General features: G+C 67.4%; 21 protein-coding genes and 2 riboswitches. Of the genes, 10 read left to right on the forward strand and 11 right to left on the reverse strand.

Annotation, left to right across the window (positions count from 1 at the left end):
- The first annotated feature begins 50 nt into the window (after positions 1-50).
- Positions 51-1,115, forward strand: coding sequence for an agmatinase (speB, locus tag AC5RV3_RS12430; RefSeq protein ID WP_494111575.1), 1,065 nt, complete (start codon positions 51-53; stop codon positions 1,113-1,115).
- Complete coding sequence (locus tag AC5RV3_RS12435; RefSeq protein ID WP_494122391.1) at positions 1,112-2,806, forward strand: thiamine pyrophosphate-binding protein; 1,695 nt, start codon at positions 1,112-1,114, stop codon at positions 2,804-2,806. Before speB ends, AC5RV3_RS12435 begins: the two co-directional genes overlap by 4 nt.
- 109 nt (positions 2,807-2,915) lie before the next feature.
- On the opposite strand, the gene AC5RV3_RS12440 is transcribed toward AC5RV3_RS12435, so the two are convergent.
- Positions 2,916-3,344, reverse strand: coding sequence for a very short patch repair endonuclease (locus tag AC5RV3_RS12440; protein ID WP_494122392.1), 429 nt, complete (start codon positions 3,342-3,344; stop codon positions 2,916-2,918).
- A gap of 149 nt (positions 3,345-3,493) precedes the next feature.
- Between AC5RV3_RS12440 and AC5RV3_RS12445 the strand changes: the two genes are divergently transcribed.
- Positions 3,494-4,438 carry an aldo/keto reductase gene (locus AC5RV3_RS12445; protein ID WP_494122393.1) on the forward strand — a complete coding sequence of 315 codons (945 nt, stop codon included), beginning with the start codon at positions 3,494-3,496 and terminating at the stop codon, positions 4,436-4,438.
- Positions 4,439-4,517: 79 nt separating this feature from the next.
- On the opposite strand, the gene AC5RV3_RS12450 is transcribed toward AC5RV3_RS12445, so the two are convergent.
- The 3 genes from AC5RV3_RS12450 to fdhA all read right to left on the reverse strand — a co-directional run bounded on the left by AC5RV3_RS12450 (position 4,518) and on the right by fdhA (position 7,810).
- The gene (locus AC5RV3_RS12450; protein WP_494122394.1) at positions 4,518-5,468 is read right to left on the reverse strand and encodes a M23 family metallopeptidase; all 951 of its coding nucleotides are present in this window, start codon (positions 5,466-5,468) and stop codon (positions 4,518-4,520) included.
- A 3-nt stretch (positions 5,469-5,471) separates the two neighbouring features.
- Positions 5,472-5,648: riboswitch (cyclic di-AMP (ydaO/yuaA leader) on the reverse strand.
- A 516-nt stretch (positions 5,649-6,164) separates the two neighbouring features.
- Positions 6,165-6,566 carry a GlcG/HbpS family heme-binding protein gene (locus tag AC5RV3_RS12455; protein ID WP_494122395.1) on the reverse strand — a complete coding sequence of 134 codons (402 nt, stop codon included), beginning with the start codon at positions 6,564-6,566 and terminating at the stop codon, positions 6,165-6,167.
- A gap of 32 nt (positions 6,567-6,598) precedes the next feature.
- Positions 6,599-7,810, reverse strand: coding sequence for a formaldehyde dehydrogenase, glutathione-independent (gene fdhA, locus AC5RV3_RS12460; RefSeq protein WP_494122396.1), 1,212 nt, complete (start codon positions 7,808-7,810; stop codon positions 6,599-6,601).
- A gap of 321 nt (positions 7,811-8,131) precedes the next feature.
- Between fdhA and AC5RV3_RS12465 the strand changes: the two genes are divergently transcribed.
- On the forward strand, positions 8,132-8,755 hold the full coding sequence (locus AC5RV3_RS12465; protein ID WP_494109728.1) for an FMN reductase: 624 nt from the start codon (positions 8,132-8,134) through the stop codon (positions 8,753-8,755).
- A gap of 256 nt (positions 8,756-9,011) precedes the next feature.
- On the opposite strand, the gene AC5RV3_RS12470 is transcribed toward AC5RV3_RS12465, so the two are convergent.
- Together AC5RV3_RS12470 and AC5RV3_RS12475 are read right to left on the reverse strand one after the other, a co-directional pair.
- Positions 9,012-9,641: a superoxide dismutase gene (locus AC5RV3_RS12470; protein WP_493979557.1), complete on the reverse strand. Its 630-nt coding sequence runs from the start codon at positions 9,639-9,641 to the stop codon at positions 9,012-9,014.
- 136 nt (positions 9,642-9,777) lie between these two features.
- The gene (locus AC5RV3_RS12475) at positions 9,778-13,380 is read right to left on the reverse strand and encodes a TM0106 family RecB-like putative nuclease (RefSeq protein ID WP_494122397.1); all 3,603 of its coding nucleotides are present in this window, start codon (positions 13,378-13,380) and stop codon (positions 9,778-9,780) included.
- A 221-nt stretch (positions 13,381-13,601) separates the two neighbouring features.
- A riboswitch (SAM riboswitch) is annotated at positions 13,602-13,724 on the forward strand.
- Between the two features lie 29 nt (positions 13,725-13,753).
- On the opposite strand from AC5RV3_RS12475, the gene AC5RV3_RS12480 reads away from it, so the two are divergent.
- The 3 genes from AC5RV3_RS12480 (at position 13,754) to AC5RV3_RS12490 (ending at position 16,127) form a co-directional block, all read left to right on the forward strand.
- The gene (locus tag AC5RV3_RS12480; protein WP_494111583.1) at positions 13,754-13,903 is read left to right on the forward strand and encodes a hypothetical protein; all 150 of its coding nucleotides are present in this window, start codon (positions 13,754-13,756) and stop codon (positions 13,901-13,903) included.
- Positions 13,900-14,454, forward strand: a complete 555-nt coding sequence (locus AC5RV3_RS12485; protein ID WP_494122398.1) for a PIN domain-containing protein — start codon at positions 13,900-13,902, stop codon at positions 14,452-14,454. Before AC5RV3_RS12480 ends, AC5RV3_RS12485 begins: the two co-directional genes overlap by 4 nt.
- Positions 14,455-14,816: 362 nt before the next feature.
- The gene (locus AC5RV3_RS12490; protein ID WP_494122399.1) at positions 14,817-16,127 is read left to right on the forward strand and encodes an Nramp family divalent metal transporter; all 1,311 of its coding nucleotides are present in this window, start codon (positions 14,817-14,819) and stop codon (positions 16,125-16,127) included.
- A gap of 186 nt (positions 16,128-16,313) precedes the next feature.
- On the opposite strand, the gene AC5RV3_RS12495 is transcribed toward AC5RV3_RS12490, so the two are convergent.
- Both AC5RV3_RS12495 and AC5RV3_RS12500 read right to left on the reverse strand, forming a co-directional pair.
- Positions 16,314-16,526, reverse strand: coding sequence for a FitA-like ribbon-helix-helix domain-containing protein (locus AC5RV3_RS12495; protein ID WP_494122400.1), 213 nt, complete (start codon positions 16,524-16,526; stop codon positions 16,314-16,316).
- A gap of 83 nt (positions 16,527-16,609) precedes the next feature.
- Entirely contained in the window at positions 16,610-17,857 is a 1,248-nt protein-coding gene (locus AC5RV3_RS12500; protein WP_494122401.1) for an NAD(P)/FAD-dependent oxidoreductase, read from the reverse strand.
- A gap of 133 nt (positions 17,858-17,990) precedes the next feature.
- Between AC5RV3_RS12500 and AC5RV3_RS12505 the strand changes: the two genes are divergently transcribed.
- A complete protein-coding gene (locus AC5RV3_RS12505) occupies positions 17,991-18,500 on the forward strand; it encodes an Lrp/AsnC family transcriptional regulator (RefSeq protein WP_494122402.1) in 510 nt (169 codons plus the stop codon).
- A 173-nt stretch (positions 18,501-18,673) separates the two neighbouring features.
- Positions 18,674-19,390 carry an NADPH-dependent FMN reductase gene (locus AC5RV3_RS12510; protein WP_494122403.1) on the forward strand — a complete coding sequence of 239 codons (717 nt, stop codon included), beginning with the start codon at positions 18,674-18,676 and terminating at the stop codon, positions 19,388-19,390.
- A gap of 166 nt (positions 19,391-19,556) precedes the next feature.
- On the opposite strand, the gene AC5RV3_RS12515 is transcribed toward AC5RV3_RS12510, so the two are convergent.
- From AC5RV3_RS12515 to AC5RV3_RS12525, 3 genes are all read right to left on the reverse strand, one after another.
- The gene (locus AC5RV3_RS12515; protein ID WP_494122404.1) at positions 19,557-20,831 is read right to left on the reverse strand and encodes a hypothetical protein; all 1,275 of its coding nucleotides are present in this window, start codon (positions 20,829-20,831) and stop codon (positions 19,557-19,559) included.
- A gap of 103 nt (positions 20,832-20,934) precedes the next feature.
- The gene (locus AC5RV3_RS12520) at positions 20,935-21,405 is read right to left on the reverse strand and encodes a DUF4383 domain-containing protein (protein WP_494122405.1); all 471 of its coding nucleotides are present in this window, start codon (positions 21,403-21,405) and stop codon (positions 20,935-20,937) included.
- 148 nt (positions 21,406-21,553) lie between these two features.
- The gene (locus AC5RV3_RS12525) at positions 21,554-21,949 is read right to left on the reverse strand and encodes an SRPBCC family protein (protein ID WP_494122406.1); all 396 of its coding nucleotides are present in this window, start codon (positions 21,947-21,949) and stop codon (positions 21,554-21,556) included.
- A gap of 280 nt (positions 21,950-22,229) precedes the next feature.
- Here AC5RV3_RS12525 and AC5RV3_RS12530 point away from each other — a divergent pair, with 280 nt between their 5' ends.
- Entirely contained in the window at positions 22,230-23,288 is a 1,059-nt protein-coding gene (locus tag AC5RV3_RS12530; protein WP_494122407.1) for an App1 family protein phosphatidate phosphatase, read from the forward strand.
- Positions 23,289-23,353 lie beyond the last annotated feature (65 nt).

A 23,353-nucleotide genomic window follows, 5' to 3' on the forward strand; every position in this document is an offset into this window, starting at 1 on the left:
CGCCCGCGATCCGCATTTGACCCACCGCCCGCGTCCCTCAGAGGAGAACCATGGAAGAGCTTCGTGTGGAAGCCAACGGCCATCTTGGCCCGATCGATTCGTCCCGCATCCCGCGTTACGCCGGAGCCGCCACCTTCGCCCGGCTGCCCCGCTTGGACCAGGTGCAGCAGGCGGACATCGCCGTCGTCGGCGTCCCCTTCGATTCCGGCGTTTCCTATCGTCCCGGCGCCCGCTTCGGCGCCAACCACGTGCGCGAGGCCTCTCGGCTGCTGCGACCGTACAATCCCGCCTGGGACCTCAGCCCGTTCGAAGAGGTCCAGGTGGCCGACGCCGGCGACATGGCCGTGAACCCGTTCAACATCAACGAAGCCATCGAAACCATCCAGCAGAACGCGCTCGACCTGACCGCGTCCGGCACCAAGCTGGTCACCCTCGGCGGCGACCACACCATCGCGCTGCCGCTGCTCCGCGCGGCCGCCGAGCGTGCGGGCGGTCCTGTCGCCATGCTGCATTTCGACGCGCACCTCGATACGTGGGACACCTACTTCGGCGCCGAGTACACGCACGGCACTCCGTTCCGCCGCGCGGTGGAGGAAGGCATCCTGGACACCGAGGCCATTTGCCACGTGGGCACCCGCGGCCCGCTCTACGGCAAGAAGGACCTCGACGACGACCACCGTTTCGGTTTCGGCATTGTCACCAGCTCCGACGTCTACTACGAGGGCGTCCGTGACGTGGTGGCCAAGCTGCGCGACCGGATCGGCGACACCCCGCTTTACATTTCGGTCGACATCGACGTGCTGGATCCGGCCCACGCACCCGGCACCGGAACCCCGGAGGCCGGCGGCATCACCAGCCGCGAGTTGCTGGAAATCATCCGCGGGTTCCGCGGCATGAACCTCGTCGGCGCCGACGTGGTGGAAGTGGCCCCGGCCTACGACCACGCGGAGATGACAGGGGTGGCCGGCAGCCATGTGGCCTACGAACTCGTCTCGTTGATGGCCGACAACGCTGCCGGCGGCGGGTCCGGCAACGGCTACAGCGCCCAGGCGCTGAAGCGCGCCGGCGCCACGGTGGGCAGCGGCGACGGTTCGGATCAGGGGTCCTTCGAATGACAGAAACAGGGAAGGCCCCCTCCACCGAAGCGGCCTCCGCTGGACCGACCGTCCGCAATGGCGGGGACCTCGTCGTCGAAACCCTCAGCGCCTTGGGCGCGACGACGGTGTTCGGTATTCCGGGACAGCATGCCCTGGGATTGTTCGACGCCTTGTCCCGGTCGCCGTTGCACTTCGTCTCCTCCCGGGTGGAGAACAACTCCGCATTCGCGGCGGACGGGTTCTCGCGTGCCACCGGCGAGGTCGGCGTGCTGTTCCTCTCCACCGGCCCCGGCGCCTTGACCTCGTTGGCCGGGCTGCAGGAGGCCTACGCCACCGGCGTGCCGATGGTGGTCATTGCCAGCCAGATTCCGCTGGAAGGCCTGGGCGCGCGCCGCAAGGGCATGCTGCACCAGCTCGACGACCAGAAGGCCTCGGCGGCCAACGTCACCAAGAGCCAGCGGTTGATCCAGCACGCTTCCGGCATCCCGTCGGCCATCCAGGACGCGTGGACCGAAGCGATCTCGTCGCCGCAGGGGCCGGTCTGGGTGGAGGTGCCGCAGAACGTGCTGCTGGACCCGATCATGGTGCCGCCGGTGGAGGACGCGCTGGCCGAGGCATTCGACAATCCGCCGCGGACGGAGTTGGTTAAGGAAGCCGTCCACTGGCTCTCCGAAGCCAAGCGGCCGGCCATCATCGCCGGCGGCGGCGCCCGCCGGGGCAAGGCCGAACCGTGGCTGCGCTCCATCGCGGAAAAGCTGCGTGCCCCGGTGGTCTGTTCGCCGGGCGGTAACGGGGCGTTCCCGTGGAACCACGAGCTCTCGCTGCAGTCCTGGGTCGAGGACCGTCACGTCACCGACCTCCTCGAAGATGCCGACGTCCTGGTGGTCGTGGGCTCGTCGCTGGGCGAAGTGACGAGCAACTATTTCACGATGGAACCGCGGGGACGGATTATCCAGATCGACGCCGAACCCCGCGTCCTCGAATCCAACGGCCCGGCCCTGGGCATCCGCGCAGACGCAGGCCAGGCACTGCAGGCGCTGGACGCAGCCCTCTCCGGCGATCCAGGCAACGGACCCGACTGGCACGGCCAAACGCCCGAGCAGCTGGTCAAGGACACGCTGGCCAGGGTCCAGGCCCGCCTGGACAGCCAGGATCTGGCCAAGGAGCGGACCTTCATGGCGGATATCCGCGAGGCCGTGCCAAACGACATGCAAACCTTCTGGGACATGACCATCTCCGCCTACTGGGCCTGGAGCTGCTGGGACTCGCGGGACGGGGAGTTCCACTCTGCCCAGGGCGCGGGCGGCCTCGGCTACGGTTTTCCCGGCGCCATCGGCGGCAGCGTCGGCCTGGCCAGCCAGGGAAAGCCGGCCCGCGTGCTGGCCGTCTCCGGCGACGGCTCGGCCATGTATTCGATCAGCGAGTTGGCCACCGTCCGCCAGCACAACCTGCCGGTCACCTGGCTGATTGTGGACGACGGCGGCTACGGCATCCTGCGCGAATATATGGAAGGCGCGTTCGGCCGGGCGACGGCCACGGAACTGGCCCGGCCGGATTTTGTGGCCCTGGCGCAGGCCTTTGGCGTGCCGGCTCGCCGGGTGGCGCCGGAGGATATCGGCCCCGCGCTTCAGGAAAGCTTTGCCGCCGAGGGACCGAACGTCGTCGTCGTGGAGACTCTGCTCAAGATGTTCGCCCCCACGCACGTCTGACCCGGCCCCAGGCCGAGGGGGACCATCGCAGCGTTTAGGCCGGCACCCTCGCCCCTCCGCCCCGGGATTCTCCCCGTGGGCGGAGGGGCCTGGTCATCAGCGGGCCGGCTCAGGCCAGGAACGCGACCAGCCTGTCCTCGAGCGCAGCAAGATCGCCGGTCTTCTTGAACTCGCACTCCCAGACCGTGAGGACCTGCCAGCCGGCCGCCTGCAGCGCCGACCGCTGGGCTTCGTCGCGGGCAGCCGTACGCGACCGTTTGGCTTCCCAGAACCGGGCGTTGGACTTCGGCGCATGCCGGCCGACCTTGCAGTCATGGGCATGCCAGAAGCAGCCGTTGACGAAGATCACCTTCCGCCGTCCGGCGAAGACCAGATCCGGTTTGCCCGGCAGCTTCGCACCGCCCGAGCTGCCATGCAGGCGGTAGCGGTATCCCCTGGCATGCAGCAGTTTGCGGACCACTAGTTCGGGTTTGGTGTTCTTTCCGCGGATCTTGGCCATGTTGGCGCTGCGCTGCTGCGGGGTCAGCGAGTCGGCCATAGCTAAAGTTTAGGGGAACGGCGGAACCGCCCGGCGGGCCGCCGGCCGCCAAGGTACGCCGTTCCCGCGTCCTGGAAACCCGGCTGCCGCTGCTAGGTTAAACCTAAGCGGCATGCGAAGGCCGCCCCTTACCTTCGAAAGGACCTTCGATGCGCTTGATCGGCACTTCGGACATCAAGATCTTCCCGCTCGCTCTGGGCGGCAACACCTTCGGCTGGACCTCCGACGAGTCCGGCTCGCAGCAGGTGCTGGATGCCTTCACCGAGGCCGGCGGCAACTTCATCGACACCGCGGACAGCTACTCCGCATGGGTTCCGGGAAACCGCGGGGGCGAATCCGAGGAGATCATCGGCCGCTGGATGGCGGACCGGAAAAACCGCGAATCGGTGGTCATAGCCACGAAGGTCGGCGGCCATCCCGAGCTCCAGGGACTGTCGGCGGTGAACGTGGCCGCTGCCGCCGAGGCTTCGTTGCAGCGGCTGGGCACCGATTACATCGACTTGTACTACGCCCATTACGACGACGAGGGCACCCCGTTGATCGAGGCGGCCGCCGCCTTCGACGCCCTGGTGCGGGAAGGCAAGGTCCGCCAGATCGGGTTGTCCAACCTGTCCCCGGAGCGGATCACCGAGTGGATGAACATCGCACTGCAAAACGGGTTTGCGCTCCCGGTCGCGCTGCAGCCGCACTACAACCTGGTGGCCCGCAAGGACTACGAGCAGGGCTACGCTCCGTTGGCCCGGGAACACAACCTCTCCGTGTTCCCGTATCTCTCGCTGGCAGCGGGTTTCCTGGCTGGCAAGTACCACTCGGCGGATGACGCCGACAGCAGCGAGCGCGGGGGCATGCTCCGTGATTACCTCACGGTCGAGGGCTTCGCGGTGGTGGACGCCTTGGAGACGGTCGCCCAGTCACGCGGCATCTCCCTCACGACGACGGCGCTCGCTTGGCTGCTCACCAAGCCCGGCATTACCGCGCCGCTGGCCAGCGCACGCACGCCCGAACAACTGCCGGACCTGATGGCCGCCACGGATGTGGAGCTGACCGCCGAGGAAGTTGCCGCCTTGGACCGGGCGTCGCGGCCCTTCGCCTGACCGGCCCTTAACGACGACGGCGACGCCCGTGGGCATCGCCGTCGTCGGTGGCGGAAGCTCCGCCGTCGTCAATGGTGGGTTACAGCCAGCCGGCCGGATCCACAAGCTGACCGTCCTTGACCACCTCGAAGTGCAGGTGGCAGCCGGTGGAGTTGCCGGTGGTGCCCAGCTGGCCGATGACCTGGCCCTGGGCGACCTTCTGGCCCAGCGAAACGCCGATCGACTGCAGGTGGTTGTAGGTGGTCTTGAGGCCGCTGCTGTGCTCAACCACAATGCGGTTGCCGCCGCCGCCGACCTGCCAGCCGGCCTCAACGACCTTGCCGCCGTCGGCCGCATGGACAGGGGTGCCGCAGGCCATGGCGTAGTCAATGCCGGTGTGCAGCTCGCCGGCTGCCCCAGTGATCGGGTTCTGCCGGTAGCCGAAGCCGGAGGTCTGGTTCATGTTCGGGATCGGAGCGGCCAGCTTGCCGGTCGCAAAGCCGGCGGTCTTCGCCTTAGCTGCGGCGGCCTTCTTGGCCGCGGCCGCGGCCTTCGCCTTCTTCTCCGCCGCGGCCTTCTTGGCGGCAGCTTCCTTGGCCGCAGCTTCGGCCTTGGCCTTCTTCTCCGCCTCGGCCTTCTTGGCGGCCGCTGCCTTTTCGTCGGCCTTCTTCTTTTCGGCGGCCGCGGCGGCAACCTGGGCTTCCTCGTGGGCAGCCTTGCTGTCTACCTTGGCCCGGTCAAACCCGAGTTCGGCCTCCTTGGCGGCCTGAATCTGCATGGGGCTTTGCTCCGAGGCTCGGTCAGTGCCAACATCGGCGGTGCCGCCAGCCTGGGCCACCGGAACCACTGCCGCGGCCAGGATGCCGGCGGCAACCGCAGCCAGGCCGGTCTTGCGGGCGAGGGAGTAGGCCGCCGGGGACGCTTCCCCTTCGCGGCGGGCAGGGGAGCCCTCGGTAGAACGGGTGATCTTCTTCCAGGTAGAACGGGAGATCTTGGACAGGGAGTTCGTGGGGGTGTCGGAACGGCGACGACCGCGCACAGGGTTTTTCACAGGGTTTCCTCTCTTGCGCCTGCGAAGTTAGCTGTCGGATTCGAGCGAGAGTTCACTCGGTCCCGCCGGCAGTCGGATGTCAGAATCGGACTGCGCCGGTGAGGACTTCACCCCAAGGTGCCCCCAAGCACCGTAAGTGGTTCCTCCGCCCCTGCCTTCGACGTAAAGCTCGAATAACTTCTGGCCCGCTGGCAGGGTTCGACGGGCGGGCCAGATGCCTACCTAGATAGATAGGAACAAACTCAAAATTACCGGAGCGACACGCGGCGTTACAAATTCGTTATCCGTGTTCCTCATCACCAGAAGCACGTTAGGGCGTTGGTGATTCCTTCAATCAGGTCGAGTATTGAATGCACCCAAAAGCTCATGGCGCCCCCGGGCCGTTACCGGAACCCCCAGCCGGGAAGTAACTGCGCCGCCGGGCAGCCTCCAGTTAGCATTAGCGGCCCGGCGCGCGCCAAGCCTTCGCGACGCTGTTCCCTGGAAGAATGTACGCAGCGGATCGTGGCGGCGCAGGCGGCCGGAGTGGTGAAGGCCTGCCGTGATGAACGTAACAAGCAGGGCTGGCGCCCGATCCAGCCCCGTACCGGTCAGGCAGGCTGGCGCAGCAGGCCAAGCCAAGGCGAGCAGACGCCGGACCCCGGCCGGCCACCCGTCGCCGACAATCCGGGGCAGACCCGGACCGAAAACCCCAAGCTAGAGCGCGGCCGCTCCGGCCTCCGCCACGGATTGGTCCTGCTCCCCGGAGCCGCCGCTGACGCCGATCGAACCGATCACTTGGCCGTCGCGGGAGAGCGGGATGCCGCCGGCGAAGATCATGATCCGGCCGTGGTTGCTGGCATGGATACCGTAGAACTGGTTGCCCGGCTGCGAGTTGTCGCCCAGGTCCTTGGTCTGGATGTCGAACGCCCGCGAGGTGAACGCCTTGTTGATTGAGATGTCGATGCTGCCCAGCCACGCCCCGTCCATCCGCACATGGGAGACCAGGTTCCCGCCGGCGTCGGCCACGGCAATGTTCATCGGCTGGCCGATCTCGGCGGCCTTGGCTTCCGCGGCGGCAATGACCCGGCGGGCATCTTCCAGAGTGACGGTGTCCATGTTTGCTCCTAGATCCAAGGCCCCGTTGCGGCCTAGCTGATGTAACCGTTGGGATTGAGCACATATTTGGTGGCGGCACCGGCGTCGAACTCCGCATAGCCCTTCGGCGCGTCCTCCAAGGGGATGGCCGTGGCGTTCACGGCCTTCGCGATCTGCACCCTGTCATGCAGGATGGCCATCATCAGGGCGCGGTTGTACTTCATCACCGGACACTGTCCGGTGGTGAAGGAGAGCGACTTGGCCCAGCCGGTGCCCAGCGAAAGCGAGAGCGAGCCCTTCTGCGCGGCCTCATCGATCCCGCCCGGGTCGCCGGTGACGTACAACCCCGGGATGCCCAGCGCACCGCCGGCCGCCGTGACCTCCATCAGTGAGTTCAGTACGGTGGCCGGCGCTTCCTGGGCGTCCTTGCCGTGCCCGCGGGCCTCGAAACCCACCGCGTCCACGCCGCAGTCCACCTCCGGCACGCCCAGAAGCTGCTCGATCTGGTCCTTCGGATGGCCTTGGGAGACGTCCACGGTCTCGCAGCCGAAGCTGCGGGCCTGGGCGAGGCGGCCCTCGTTCATGTCCCCGACAATCACGACGGCGGCGCCCAGCAACTGCGCACTGGCGGCGGCGGCTAGCCCGACGGGTCCGGCTCCGGCAATGTACACCGTGGAGCCGACCCCGACGCCGGCGGTGACGGCGCCATGGAAGCCGGTGGGGAAGATGTCGGAGAGCATGGTCAGGTCCATGATCTTCTCCAGCGCCTGGTCCTTGTCCGGGAACTTCAGCAGGTTCCAGTCGGCGTAGGGCGCCAGCACGTACTCCGCCTGGCCGCCCACCCAGCCGCCCATGTCCACGTAGCCGTAGGCGCTGCCCGGGCGCTCCGGATTCACGTTCAGGCAGATGCCGGTCTTCCGCTCCTTGCAGTTCCGGCAGCGTCCGCACGCGATGTTGAAGGGGACGGAGACAATGTCGCCGACCTTGATGAACTCCACGTCGGAGCCAACTTCCACGACTTCGCCGGTGATCTCATGGCCCAGGACCAGGTTCTTCGGGGCAGTAGTGCGGCCCCGGACCATGTGCTGGTCGGAGCCGCAGATGTTCGTGGCAACGGTGCGCAGGATCGCTCCGTGCGATACCTGCCGGCCCACGTTGTCGGGGTGGACGCCCGGCCCGTCCTTGAGCTTGAAGCTCGGATAGTCGATGTCGATCACTTCGACCTTGCCGGGTTCCTTGTAAGCCACTGCTCGATTGCTGCTCATGGGGATTCTCTCTGATCCGGAGTCAAGGGTGGTGGGTGCCACGGTAGCCCTCTCGGCCGGGGGCTGGCTAGGGTCGGGGCCCCTTGCCCCTGCAGTCCCGCAACTCTTGTGGCCGGCAATGCCCTCAACAAGTGGGGCGAGCAGACGCTCGGCGGTGGAAACGGATGTGGGGCCGCGTGGATTTTCCTGCCGATGCACGACGCCCGCTGCGCCAGGCATGCCGACCGCGCCGTCCGCCGTCGGCACGTTCCGGAATAATCTCGGCGATGCCTTGGTTGGCCCATGTAGATGCGATTGCATGAAGAAACAAGGAGGGCCTCAGTGTCAGAGCGCAAGATCGTTGTTATATCCGCCGGACTCGGCGTACCGTCCTCCAGCCGGATGCTGGCCGACCAACTGGCTGCCTCTGCCGTGGACCAGTTCCGCCTGAAGGGCGTCGAGGCCGAGGTCCGAATGGTGGAACTGCGTGATTACGCTGTTGATATCGCCAACAACATGGTGACAGGCTACGCCGCGCCGAAGCTGGACGAAGTGCTCAAGGCAACGGTGGCAGCGGATGCGCTGATCGTGGTGACCCCGGTCTTCAGCGCCTCCTACAGCGGGCTGTTCAAGTCCTTCTTCGATGTGGTCGAGCCGCGCGCGCTCGCCGGCAAGCCGGTGCTGATGGGCGCCACCGGCGGCAGCGCCCGCCACTCGCTGGCGCTGGACTATGCCGTCCGTCCGCTGTTCAGCTACCTCAGGGCCCGCACGGTGCAGACAACAGTCTTCGCCGCACCGGAGGACTGGGGTGCCGGCGAGGCCGGAACCGGCGGGCTGTCCGAGCGCTCGGATCGGGCGGCCGCAGAACTGGTCGACCTGGTGGAGGGCGCTCCGGTAACCGAGCGCGGCCGGGGCGGCGTCGAATCAAAAAGCTTTGAGGAGATCCTCGCCAGCGTCGGTCACTGAATGAACTTCCACCGCTGAGCATGACGAAGGCCCGGTCGGGGGTGGTTTAGCGACGCGCACCAGCGCAGCACAACCACCCAAACCGGGCCTTTGCCGTGGCTATAAGCGTTCCGGATCTGTGTCCCAACCCAGGCATGGGCTGCACTCGCGGTGCCTCGCCGGGGCTTTAAAGCCGAGGCACCGCCGTTAGGCCGGTTGTCCGGCGCAACGGCGGTGCCTGGGTCAAGCTCCGTGCCTGGAGCTCGGCCGGCCGGTGTTACTTGGCCGGGGTGATCAGCGCGGAGGCGCCGGCGCGGGCGGCATCGAAGCGGGCGGCGACGTCGGCCCAGTTGACGATGTTCCAGAACGCCTTGACGTAATCGGCCTTGACGTTGACGTAGTCAAGGTAGAAGGCGTGCTCCCACATGTCCAGCATGAGCAGCGGGATGGTGCCCACCGGGATGTTGCCCTGCTGGTCGTAGAGCTGCTCGATGACCAGATTGCCGCCCAGGGGCTCGTAGGCCAGCACGGCCCAGCCCGAGCCCTGCAGGCTCAGGGCTGCGGCGCCAAAGTGGCCGCGGAACGCGTCGAACGAGCCGAAGTACTCATCGATGGCGGAGGCCAGCTCGCCGGTGGGCTTGTCGCCGCCTTCCGGGGAGAGGTTCTTCCAGAAGATCGAGTGGTTGGTGTGGCCGCCCAGGTGGAAGGCCAGGTCCTTGGACAGCTTCGGCACGTTGCCGAATTCGCCCTTCGAGCGGGCCTCGGCCAGCTGCTCCAGCGCGGTGTTCGCGCCGGCCACGTAGGTGGCGTGGTGCTTGGAGTGGTGCAGCTCCATGATCCTCGCCGAGATATGCGGCTCCAGGGCCGCGTAATCGTAGTCGAGCTGGGGCAGTTCGTACTTGCTCATGTTCTTCCTCTCGTCGGAATTACTGTGCGGGAAACTACTCAGTGCACACTTCCGCCCGGCGCGGGCCGGGGTGGCCCGCGGGGCTGCCTCTTCACATTCAAACATGTCTGCGGCCGGCACTGTAGCCGGACCATCGCTAGGAGCTTAAGCGAGGCTCATCCGGGCAGCCGCAGAGCCCCGCGAAGGCCCCGAGCTCCTCCAGACCGGCGGGCCGGGCGGGCAAGTAATCGGTCAGGGCGCGCGAGCGCACGATGACGGCCCGCCATTGTCCGCGCGACACGGCGACGTTGTTGCGGTTCCGGTTCAGCACGAATTCCATGCCGCGCGGCGCCTCTGCCGCGGCGGACACGGCGGTGGACACGATCACGACCGGCGCTTCCTGGCCTTGGAACTTGTCGACCGTGCCCACCCGGACCTCCGCCAGTCCGGCGCCGTCCAGCACGGAACGGATCAGCTGCACCTGGGCGTTGTAGGGTGCGACCACGAGAATGTCCGATCCGACCAAGGTGCGGGGGCGGGCCGTGCCGTCTTCGCGCCAGGGCAGGCCCAGATGCCGGCGGACCTGGGCCAGTACTTCGGCGGCTTCTTCGGGCGACGATGTCGCGTTGCCGTGGTGGTCCACGTAAACGCATTGCACCCCGGGCGGAGCTCCTTCCAGCTGCCGCAGGGCGGCGGCCGGCGCCGACTTGAGCCGGCCCTCGTAAGCCAGGACCGAGACGGCCCGGCATAGGTCCGGGTGCATGCGCCAGCTCAGGGCGAGGAAATAGCCCAGCTCCGGCGGCAGCGTGGCGTGGCCGTCAGAGAGCCACCCGAGTGCCGACTCGTCGACCGGTTCGGGATGCGTGCCCTGGGTCACCTGGGGCAGTTGCTGCGGATCGCCCAACAGCAGCAGGCGCTTGGCGGCACGGGAAACCGCCAGGGTGTTCGCCAGCGAGAACTGGCCGGCTTCGTCGATGACCAGCAGGTTTAGCGACTTCGGCGGGACAGCAAAGCCTGTCATGGTCCATGCCGTGCCGCCGACCAGCGCGCCTCCGGGGGACGCGAGCAGCCGTGCCACATCGTGATTACTCCGGTTGGGCCAGGGAAGATCATGGTCACCGTTGGGTTTCTTGGCAACGACTTCCGGCGGCACTCCGGCCTTTTCGATGGCGGCGCGCAGCATGTTGTCCACCACGGCATGTGACTGGCCGACGACGCCGACCTTCCAGCCCCGGGCCACCAACCTGGCCACGGCGTGCGAACCGACGTACGTCTTGCCGGTACCCGGCGGCCCTTGGACCGCCAGGTAGGAATCGTGGAGATCTGCGACGGCGGCAGTGATCGCGTCAACATAGCCGTCCGGATGGTCCTGGACCTCGGGCAGCCGTGGCAGGGTGGCCAGTCGCGGCGGGCGTCGGCGCAGCAGGTCCAGCGCCGGTTCGGCGGGGAAGCCGGGCAGCGTGCCGGCGACCGCGGCGGCGAGGTCCGCGAGGGCCTGGCGGATGGAGGTGGTGCGCAGCGGCTGGTCCGGCGTGAGCGCCACCGGGGGCTCAATGTACTCGTCGGCACCGCGCGGCAGCCGCTCCTTCACCAGAAGCGTGTCCTTTTCGCCGTCCGCACCCAGTTCCAGCACTTCGGCGCCGAAGCAGAACGCACGGTGATTGACGCCGTCGTTCTGGTCGCAGAGAAACGCCGGGAAGGGCTGGTCGTAGAGCCGGCAGAGCAGGCTGCCTTCCTTGATGGTGGATCCCGGGGCCAGCCGGCCGGTGAGCCGCAGCACGCGGACCGGGTTGCTGCGCGACGTCGGCCTCTCCCACTCCGAAACCACGCGGGCCGAATCCACGGTGAAGACGTCGCGGGTATCCGCCCAGTCCTCAACCGGGGCATCGAGCCGGTCGAAATGCGCCCACCAGTACTGCTTGTCTTCCCGCCGGTGGTAGCCGACCGCGGCAGCGACCATGGCGACGGCCTGTTCATCGGCGGACAGCGTTTGGTTCCGACGGGCGGCACTTTCGGCGGCAGCCGCGACGTAGTCCTGCAGCCGCCGCTCCTCTGGCGGCAACGGCTCCTCCTCAGCAGCCGACGTCCCACTCACCGAGGATGCAGCAACCACCGCGGGGGCAACCATGCGCCCCGGCACGACGCCGCGCTCGGCCGCCAGCCGCAGAAGCCAGTTGCGCAGTTCCAACGTGGAGAGGCAGTCGTATTCGTTGTAGTCGGCAATGCTTTTCAGGACCGTGTCCGCCTCGGCGTCGTTGCCGGCGTCCCTGGCCGCACAATAGCGGGCGTACGCGACCACCGAGGCTCCGGCGTCTTTGACATCGCCGGAGCGCAGGTTGTCGCCCATATACAAGGGCTCGAGCTTCTTGATGCTGTAGGAGTTTTCCGAGATCCGCAGGCTGTGCCGGACCGTGTCGTACAGGTCCACCAGGATGCCCTCGCGCAGCAGGTCATCCACGGCTTCCTCGCCCACCAGGTGCTGCAGCGACAGCCGGCGCAACGCGGCCTTCTCGTAGTTGGCGTAGTGGTAGATGTGCATCCCCGGATACTGGCGTCGCCGATCGGCGACATAATCCAGGAAGTCCGCCAGCGCCTGCCGTTCGCCTGAGCGGCTGTGCGCCCAGAAGGGTTTGAACGGCGGGGCCGCGCCGGCAGCCGGCGGATTCTCGACCACGCCGAAAAGGTACTCCAGGCCCCACACGCCGTTCTCGTCCTGCCAGAGCGGGTCGCCCTCGAAGTCGAAGAAGATGTCGCCGGGGTTGGGCGCAGGCAGGCGCGACAGCGTGTGCTGCTCCAGCACGCGGTACGAAACCTCGTGTTCTCCGCCGTCCTTCCGGTAAGTCACCCGGCCGTCCGGCTCGATGGAGCCGGTCTGCATCCGCGCCTGATCGCGGAGCCGGGCCAGCGAACCGTCGGGCGCTTCGCCAGCGGGAAGTTCCAGGGCGGCCAACTGGTCGATGGTGAAGATTCCTGCCGCGCGGAGTTTGCGGCGGCGCAGCGTGCTCATTTTCGCCACCAGCAGCAGGTCCCGGTGTAGCTCAACCTGTTCGGAACAGTAGTTGCAGCGGCCGCAGGCGCCGACTCTTTCGTCTCCCCAACGGACCGGCTCCGGCTGTTCGCGGTGCATGGCGACCAGGTCCAGGAACCTGGCCCGGCGCTCGCGGAAGACCGGCAGCAGGTCGGTGAGGCTGTGGTCGCTGTGCCGCCGGTCGCCCAGCACCAGCGTCACGGTGGGAGCCGCGGTTATGCCGGCTTGGAGGAGTTGGTCGCCGTACGCGGCCAACTGCAGCAGCGCCGTGACCTTGGCGTGGCGGGCGAGTTTGGTGTCATAGACCGCGTAGGCGGCAGCTCCGCCGTCGTCATGGGTTTTAACCAGGAAATCCGAACGTCCATGGAACCGGCCGTCGAAGAAGGACGCCTGGAACACCACGTCTGCGCCGGAGCGCAGCGCCGCGATCGACTCGGCGTGCTTGGCCTGCAAGTCCTTCCGGGTGTAGCTACGGGTCTCGGCGATCTCCACGACGCCGGCGCCGAAGGTGTCGCGGAAGTGCTGCAGTACCCGGTGTTCGTGCAGATCGCCCAACTCCGCCGTGCGCTCGAGCATCTCGTCGCCGCCAAAATCCGCCACGGGGGAGCGCCCCAGCTTCTCGTCCAGCTTGCGCAGCAGTTGGTACTCGCACTGCGCGGCGATGACGAGGTCGCTGGCTGTGTAGATCAGATCGCGGTCAGCCCCGTCGACGTCGGAGTCGAGCAGAAACACGGTGCCTCCTTCAAGCAGGTGCGCAGGTGCCAACCCGGCCGGCGGCGGGTCCCCCCAACGATAACCCGCCGCCAGCCGGCGCCTGCCGGCACTTAAAGGTCTACCGCCCGGCACCGACATTTTCGCGAAAGGGGCACGGCCGCCCGGCCCTCGGTGCCTGTTACGCGATGTGACCGCGATCTCCAACGGCCCGGTGGCCGAACTGGCTATACTTCCAAAAGCTTCAAGAACTGTGGCCGCCAAGCTCCGACTTGGCCACATACCAACCCCACGCTCGTTGGGTGGTTCGGATGACGAAGCGGCCCGCATCAGCCCTTGGCTACCGGTGCGGGCAAGAGCACGCGAAAGGACGCGGCGCCCGGCGCCGGCTGCCATGGACATCCCTTACTCCCCGCAACTCCAGGTCTTGAGCCTGGCCGACTATGACCAGGTCTCCGCAGCGCGGGAGGCCTTCGTGGACTTCCTGCTGGATGCCGGGCGGCAAGCCCGCGGGCAGCAGAGCGACATCTCCGCGGCACAATGACCACGCGGACCGCGCCCACCGCGAATACCCCCGGAAGCACGTGGACCGGGCCCGCGCCTACGGCCCCTGGACGCACGCGGACCGGGGCCGCGCCGACGGCCAATGCGCAGGCGCCTGCCGCGGCTTCCATACCGCGGCGCGCCCGTGGGCTGCTGTTGGACACCGACGTCGTGGTCGAGCTCAGGCGCGAAAGCCCGGACCCCGCCGTCGTCGACTTCCTGCAGCGGCGCCGCCGCTCCCGGGTCTACATTTCCGCACTGACGCTGGGGGAGTTGCGCGCGCTGAGCACCCAGGACGAGGCGCTGACCGGGCAGGCCGACGCGTGGCTGGCCGCGCTGACCGCGCGGTTCTCGGCTTTTATCCTGCCGGTGGATCAGCAGGTGGCCGAGGCATGGGCGCCGCTGGCCATCCAGGACGTGCCGGCCGTCGAGTCGCTGATCGCCGCAACGGCCTCCCGGCATTGCCTGACCGTGGTGTCCGGCAATGCCGAGGGGTACCGGCGGCTGGCGGTAGAAGCCTGCGACCCCTGGGCGCCGGCCCGGGACCGCTAGGTCGTGCGCGCCGCGGTGCAGGCCTACGTCGCGGGGGCGGGAAGACCCGCGTGGTGGAAGGCCAGGCACCGGCGTCGACCGGTACGCGGTCGGGCATGCGGCAGCCCGCCGGCGGGAGCACACGCGGGCACCGACCCCTGTGACCAGCCGGATGGCCTATGCGAACGGACACACTCGCGGGCGACTTCCCCGCCGAAGGGTGCCCGTGCTGCGCCGAACGGTCCCGCAAGTGGCCCCTTCGGCTATTTACCGACCGGGCGTTCGGAACGCGTGAGAAACTAGACGGGGTCCGGTGACGGGCGGCACTCTTGCCGCCCGTTTTTCTGCGGACAAGCCCCATCACGGTAAGGAATACATGGCTCATGGCCACTGAGAACAATGCCCCGGGCACGCTCGATGCCGCCGCCCGGGTGGATAACGACGGCGGCGCTCCCGCCAAGTGGAAGATCGTTGGTCCCGGTCTCGTTGTCGCCGCCACAGGCGTCGGCGCCGCGGACATGGTGGCCACCCTGGTCGCCGGGTCCCGCTACGGCTACGGGCTGTTCTGGGCGGTGATCGTCGGCGTCATCCTGAAGATCATCCTGGTCGAAGGCGCCGGACGGTTCTCCCTGGCCACCGGCAAGACGATCTTCGAGGGCTGGCGCTCGCTGGGCCGCTGGACCACCTGGTACTTCGGTCCGTACATCATGATTTGGGGCTTCGTCTACGGTGCCACGGCCATGTCATCGGCAGCGCTGCCGTTGGCCGCGATGTTCCCGGTGCTGCCGCTCTGGGCCTGGGCGATCATGATGGGCCTGGCCGGATTTGTCATGGTCTGGTTCGGCAAGTACGCCACCTTCGAGAAGATCACCGCCGTGTTCGTCGGGCTGATGTTCGTCACCGTGGTCGGGCTGGCCATCATCGCCGTGCCCAACATTCCGGAGATGATCGGCGGCCTGGTGCCGATGATCCCGCAGGAAGAGGGCGCGGTGTTCTACACCCTTGCGCTGGCGGGCGGCGTGGGCGGCACCATCACGCTGGCGGCCTACGGCTACTGGCTGCGCGAGAAGGGCTGGCACACGCCCAAGTGGATGCGCGTGATGCGGATCGACAACTCCGTGGCCTACGTCATGACCGGCATCTTCGTGATCGCCATGCTGATTGTCGGCGCCGAGGTGGTCCGCACCGCGGGCGTTTCCCTGAGCGCCGGCGACGAAGGACTGCTGGATCTGTACGAGGTACTCAAGGATGAGTACGGAGACGTGGTCGGCACCGGCTTCCTGGTCGGTTTCTGGGCCGCGTCGTTCTCCTCCATCATCGGCGTCTGGAACGGCGTGTCCCTGATGTTCGCCGACTTCTGGGGCAACATGCGCAAGAAGGAGTCCGGCCACCCGGACACCCGCGTGGGCGGCAAGTACTTCAAGTTCTACGTCCTCTGGCTGACGTTCCCGCCCATGCTGCTGTTCATGCTGGGCAAGCCGATCGCGCTGATCCTGCTGTACGGCGCCTTGGGCTCGTTGTTCATGCCGTTCCTGGCACTGACGCTGCTGGGCTTGCTCAATGGCAAGCGGATCCCGAAGGAATGGGCCAACCGCCTGCACACGAACATCGCGCTGGGCTTCTGCGCCCTGCTGTTCGTGGTCCTCGGTGTCTACCAGCTGTGGAACTCCATCTCGCCGCTCTTCGGCGGCTGATTTCCTGCACGCTCCGCTGCCCCGTACCGTTTTCGGTGCGGGGCAGCGCTGTTTAACCAACGACGACGGCGGCGCGCGGCGGCGCGGGCCAAACCGCCGGCGGCGGTGCCGGGCGCCACGCCTACTGCCAGGCAGTCCGGCGCGGCGGCACGCCTACTGCCAGCCGGATCCGGCGCGGCAGCCCACCTACTGCGGGCCGGTCCGGCGTTTCCCGTCCTTTGCTGAATCGTCGTCGCCGACGATCGAGGCCAGGAGTTCGTCGGCCTCGCCCAGCCCACGGACTGCTTGGACAAGGATCGCCCGGGCTTCAGCTTCGGGTGAGCGATGGTGCGTATCGGCGAGGATCCGGAGTCCTTCCATCGTCCGCGAATCCAGATCCGGCACCGTGAGTGATTCCATGGCAGCCTTCTTTCCTTGAGGGGCGCTGCGCCCCCCGAATGCCGCCCATGATAGTCCCGCCCCTATGAGCTGTCAGGGGGTCGTCAGCGCAGCGGGTCGAACGGCCGGATCGCCTCGGGCACCCGGCCGGTGACAATCTGTTCGGCCAGCAGCTTGCCGGTCGCCGGGCCCAGCACGATGCCCCACATGCCGTGACCGCCGGCCACGTACACGCCGGGGGAGCGGGTGGCGCCGATGAGCGGCAGCCCGTCGGGCGTGACCGGGCGGGGGCCAACCCAGATGTCCTCGAGGTTCTCCAGGTCCATGTTGGTGAACAACGGCCGCACGGCGGCGAGGATGGCGTCGATCCGCCCGGTCTGCAGCGGTTCGTCCGGGCCGCGGAACTCCATGGTTCCGGCGATGCGCAGCCGTCCCTGGTACGGAGTGCAGGCGACGCGGCGGGCCGGGAAGTAGATAGGGAACTCGGCCGGATGGTCTGTGGCCACGCTGAAGGAGTATCCCCGCCCGGCCTGCACTATGGTGCGAACGCCCAGCGGCTTGGCGAGATCGGGCAGCCAGGCGCCGGTGGCCAGGACAACGACGTCGGCGTGGAACGGCTCCTGAGCGTAGGTCTCCACCGAGATCCCGGTGGGGCCGTGGCGCAGGGAGCGGACCTCGGCGCCGGAAATGATCTGCCCGCCGCGTGCCACCACGGAGGCAGCGAGGGCCTCCACGAACGGGCCGGGCTCAAGGAACCGCTGGCCTTCGAGCTCGAACACCGTGGAGACGCCCGCGGACAGCTGCGGCACCTTGGCCTGGGGGTTGTCCAGGCGATTCAGCGGGACGGACTGGCCGGCCTTCTCCACGCTGGCCAGCTCGTGGACAAAGTGGCGGCTTTCCTTCTCCTCCTCGAAACCGACGATGAAGGGTCCCTTGCGGGTCCACGATTCGACGCCGTTATCGGTTAGTTCATCGAAGCTCTCCAGCGCCATCTTGTCGATAGGCGTCAGCGCAGCCATGGTCCGGTCCCAAGCCTTCTGCGTGCCGTGCAGCGCGAAGCGGGCCAGGAACTTCCAGAGCTGCGGGTCCAAGCGGGCCGGAATGTGCAGCGGCGCCGTCGGGTCCATCAGCGCCTTGGGCCCGTAGGTCCAGACGGTCGGGTCCGACAATGGCATGGCCATACCGGGCGTGAGCCAGCCGGCATTGCCCCAAGAGGCGCCAGCGGCGACGCCCGATCGGTCCAGTACGGTGACTTCCACGCCGCGTTCCTGCAGATGCCAAGCGGTGGCCAGGCCCACCATGCCGGCACCCACGACGACGGCGGTGCTCGGGGCGTGTGCACGAGAGTACATCGTATGCTCCTCGGGTCGACTCTGCTCTCGGCACCTATCCTGAAGAATGTTTACCCGTTTCTCAAGCGATTAGGAGATGATTCTGGAAGAGTGAGGCACGGTGACAATAAGTTCAGGAAGTGGTGGCGATCACATGGCCGAATCGAATGATCTTCGACGTCCGTTCGGGGCTCCCGCGGGGTCGGGGCTGGACCGCATCGACCGGTTGATCGTCGAGATGCTCCAAGCCGACGCCCGAACCCCCAATAACGCGATCGCGGCGGCCGCCGGCATTGCCCCCTCGACGTGCTTGAGCCGGATCCGCTCCCTGCGCGAGCGCGGGGTGATCCGCGGCTTCCATGCCGATGTGGACCCTGCGGCCGTGGGGCGCGGCCTGCAGGCGCTGATCTCCATCCGCCTGCAGGCGCACGCGCGGTCGAACCTGAGCGAGTTTAAGGACTTTCTGTCAGGCCTGCCGGCGGTAGAGGGGATCTTCTTCGTGACCGGCGACCGCGACTTCCTGATCCATGTAGCTGTGGCGGACTCCAACGCGCTGCGCGACCTGGTCGCGAACAACCTCAGCGTCCGCCCGGAGGTGGCCGGCACCAATACCACCGTCATCTTCGAACACGTCCGCCCGCCCGGCAGTTCGCTCGCTCCGTGATGGGGACAGGGCCGCCCGGAGCCAGCCGGCCCTTTGACGGCGGAGATAAGCCGGCTCCGGCCCGGAATTCCGCCCGCGCCGCCTCGGAACCGGCGGCCCGGCTCCTTTGTTGACATGTCATTATCCGCACCGCTAGGATAGTTGAAAGCTCAAGCAATCAATCGAAGGCTGCAATGTCCTGGTTTAAGAATCTTTTCAGCAAGTCCAGCGCCCGCCGGTCTGCCGCCAACCCTGCGGCCACCGCGGCCGAGCCCCGTACGGATGCAACCGTCGCCCAGCCGCTCGAGGCCGCTGGCAGCGACGCCGTCGCCGTTCTCCCCAAGATCGCCATCATCACCGGCAGCACGCGCCCGGGCCGGGTCAATGACTCCGTCGCCAACTGGGTCGCCGCCGAACTGGCCGCTCGGACGGACGCCACCTTTGAGGTCGTCGACATCGCCGACTTTGACCTGCCGTTGCTGGACGAGGCCTACCCGGCCGCGTACCAGAACTACCAGGCCGACCACACCAAGGCCTGGTCGGCCAAGATCAGCGAGTTTGACGGCTACATCTTCGTGGCCAACGAATACAACCACACGGTCTCATCCGCACTGGCCAACGCGCTGTCCTACTTGAACGTTGAGTTCAACAACAAGGCTGCCGGCATCGTTTCCTACGGCTCGATGGGCGGCGTCCGTGCTGCCGAACACCTGCGAAATATGCTGGCCGAGCTGCAGGTGGCCGTGGTCCGCAACCAGGTGATGTTCTCGCTGTTCACCGACTTCGAGAACTTCTCCGAGTTCAAGCCGACCGAGCAGAATGCCGGAACGCTGGCTCCGATGATCGACCAGCTCGTGCTGTGGGCACAAGGCTTCGCCACCATCCGCACTCCGCAGGACGTCGCCGCTTAGAACCCCAAGCCCGGTCCGCCCGCCGTCTCCGTTCGGCGGGCTGTCCTGCCGCCGGCATTCCGTGCCGGCCAGCACCGCCCCCGCCGTTTCCCCATTCGGCGGGGGTGGTGCTGTTTAAGGGACGCGGCAAGATTCCGTAAGCTGCTCCGCCGACGTCGTCAGTGGGCTACCCGCCGTCGGCCGCCAGGATGGTGGCCATGGAGATGACGAAACCGGGCGCGCAGGCTACAGCCAACACGACCAAAGCAACGCGTCCGCCCAGCATTACCCGCCGCTGCCACAGTTCTCGCCGCGACCCCGATTCCGCATGCAGCCCAGCCGGCCGGCCTGCGAAGTACTGCAACCTGAGAGCCGCCAGTACCCAGCCCACGCCGATGGCGGCAACGATCCAGGCCGCGACCACCACGCTGGCACCGCTTAGGGGGACCGCTAGGAGCAGCAGCGGTAGGTACCACTGCACGTCCTTGGCCGTGCGAAGCAGCGGGACGCGACGGGACAGCCAGGCGGTGGCCACCGCGAGGAGCATGCCGTGGGCAATGGCCAGCGCGGAGAAGGCCGCGATCGAGAGCCAGCCCGGGCCCACCACCTGAAAGTCCCGGCTGTCCGGCTGCAACGGGCCAAACACGGTGCCGAGTCCCAGCAACAACAGCAGCCCGAAAGCCGCCCCACCAGTTCGGCCGGCCGGCAGCCACCGCCGCACCAAGCCGTAAAGGAGCGCAGTCCCGCAGCCGATGGCAACGCCGAACAAGACGAAGCCGGCCGTCCCTTCCAGGCTGATCTCCCCGATGGTTTGGTTGTTATCGGTCAGCCTTCCGTCGTCTTCCGGCGACGTCACCGCCAGCAGGCGCATGATCAACCGGCCGCCGGCGCCCGCCATGCACAGCCCGGCCACCCCGCCGCCGACCAGCATTACCGTCGCCCACCACAACACCCGGCGCGCAACGTGCGCCAGGAGTGCACCGCCGCCATTTGGCAGGGAACTGCCGCCGCGCAGAAGCGCTCCGTCGTCGTTCCTGGTGGTGCCGCCGTCGAGGACGAACGCTCGGTGGCCGTTCCCGTGGGTGCCGCGGCCGAGAACGAGGGCGCCGTCGTCGTCCACGTGAGGGTCGCCTTCAAGCACGAGCGCACCGTCATCGTTCCCGCGGGTACCGCCTTCGATCACCAGGGCGCCGTCGCTGTTGAGCGCACTGCCGCCGTCCAGTACGAGCACACCGCCGTCGTCGTCCACGACTGTGCCGCCGTCCAGCACGAGGGCGCCGTCGTCGTTCCCGCGGGTGCCGTCTTCCAGCTCGGCGCCGTCGCCCTTCCCGTGGGTCCCGCCGTCGTCCCGCCGTAGGCCCGCGTCATGGCCCGACGGAGGCCGGAAGCGCTCCCCGCCCCGGAAGGCCACAGCAGCCAGTCCGGCGGCCACCAGCAGGCCGCACAGGATCATGAGTATCACGGGGCCAGTATCCGACGGTCCCGGAAGCCAGCGAACCCCAGTCATTTCGACTGGGGGTCTGGAAGCGAACCGTCCCGCCGAAAACCCGGCGGGACGGCTGTATTTAGCGTGTTTCGCGCGCCTCGTCCCGATGGCGCACCATGTAGGCGATGGCCAGGGCCAGCATCACGGCGCCAAGGACGAAGTTGAGCCAGTTGGTGGCTGTATTGGTGGACAGGAAGTTGGCCGCGGATTCACCGGGGCCGACAATCAGGCCGTACAGCCACATCACCAAGTACAGGATGCCCGCTCCCATGAGGAAGTCCCGGGCACCACTGGCGGTGCGGCTCATGATGTAGCCCACCACGCCTACCACCAAATAGACGATGTTGAGCAGCATGGACACTTGGAACGCGTTGATCAACATGGCGCCGGAGCCGCTGGCGAAAGCCATTTCTCCGTAGTCCATGGTGATGCCGGGAATGAAGCCCAGGACACCGATCACAAAGAGAACAATTCCCGAAGTCATCGCGGCATTACGCACGTTTCCGCGGGAGACGTGTGCGTGATGGGCGTGCGGTGATGCGGTCGTCATTTCTCCTCCCATACAAGTGAGTTTCGAAACTTCGTCGAGTAGCAACTCGGCTGTTGGTAGGGGCGCATCTGACGTCAGAACCAGCGCTTTCAGTTTACGTCCGCTGGCCCGCTGCGGCGGGGAAAAATCACGACGGCGGAGGGCCGGTTTAGGCCTCGAGCAGTCTCTTAAGCGTGTGCAGGTCCCGGTCCACGGCGGCGGCATCGGCTTCGAACGCCGCCTCGTCCATGCCATCACGGTGGTACAGGGTGAACACCACCTCCGTCCCGTCGCCGTTGCCGAGCACACGCAGCGGGTTGTAGACAGATTCGCCCGACGGCAAGGTCACGTAATGGTCCAGCACGCCGAACTCATTGCGCTCGGTAAACGTGACCCGCACCGGTCCGTTGTCAGTCTCGGCGACCCAGGCCTCGTCGACCACACCGATGGAGGAGCTGAGTCCGGCGGCCCATTGCGGCAGGTTCTCGGGTTTGGCGGCGAACTCGTAGACCTCCCCAACGGGGCGGTTGATGGCGATGCTGATGTGCCGCGATGCAAACGTCATGTGGCCAGTCTTCAGGTTCGCTTCGACGCGGGCAAGACCTGCGGAACGGTCGGCGCGGTCGAGAGGATCCACGGGGTATTGAGGCCGTCCGGAGGGCCCCGCGGGGGAGCCAACGCCGTCGGGGGAGCGGCGTCGGTCGGGAGGGCCCCGCGGGGAAGCGGACGTCGGGCAAGAGACCCCGTGTGGAAGTCAGCGCCGTGGGGCGTGCCCGCGGTTGACGTCGAGGCGGCGCGCTGGTGCGGGTTCGGGCCGGAAAGCGTGTGCATGACAGACTTGGACCATGGCATCCATTACCGGCAACGGCGAAGATCTCCATGAGAAGGCAGCCCACATCGGCATGCGCCTTGAAGACCGCTGGCAGGCGGTCCGGGAACGGCGGGCGCGGCAGCGCGGCGACGTAGCCACCGTGATGCCGTTTACCGGCTACGGCACCGACGGCTGGATCCGCGTGCTTGCCCGGGTAGTGATGGCGCGGCCCGGCGCGTTCGACAACGGCCGCATGCCCTCCAAACTGGTTGCCGACGGCATCCGCGGCTGGCGGAATTTCATCAGCCCGCCAGTGGCCAATGCGCGGGTGACGATCCACGCCGACGGCACCGAGCACGAAGTGGTGGCGGACCGCGGTGGCGTGGTGGACTCCAAGGTCTCCGTGAACCTGGCTCCCGGCTGGCACACCGTCACGCTGCGCTGCGAGGACTCGGAGCCCGTGGAAGCGGCGGTCTATGTGGTGCCCCCGGAGGCGCGCTTCGGCGTGGTGTCCGACGTCGATGACACGGTCATGGTCACGGCGCTGCCCCGCCCGATGCTCGCGGCGTGGAACACGTTCGTGCTGGACGAACATGCGCGCAACGCCACGCCGGGCATGGCGGTGATGCTGGAGCGGGTGACGCGTGAGCATCCGGGCAGCCCGGTGTTGTACCTGTCCACCGGCGCCTGGAACGTTGCGCAGACGCTGACGCGCTTCCTGTCCCGGAACATGTATCCGGACGGCGCGCTGCTCCTCACGGACTGGGGGCCGACGAAGGACCGCTGGTTCCGCAGCGGCCAGATGCACAAGGTGGACCAGTTACGGCGGCTGGCCGAAGAATTCCCGAACATCAAGTGGCTGCTGATCGGCGACGACGGCCAGCACGACGAAGCCATCTACGCCGGCTTTGCGCTGCGTTATCCCGACCATGTGGCGGCCATCGCCATCCGCCAGTTGTCGGTCAGCGAGGCGGTGCTGGCCGGTGGCCGTTCACAGGACGGCCCGGTGGGACCCGCGCGCAGCATCCCCTGGATCTACGCTTCCGACGGGAAAGGCCTGGCGAACCAGCTTCAGCAGCTGGGAATCCTGTAAACACCGACGGCGCCCCACTCCTGGTGGAGTGGGGCGCCGTCGGTGCGTCAATGGGCAGCGCCCGG

This window comes from Arthrobacter sp. Y3221114 (assembly GCF_059092625.1).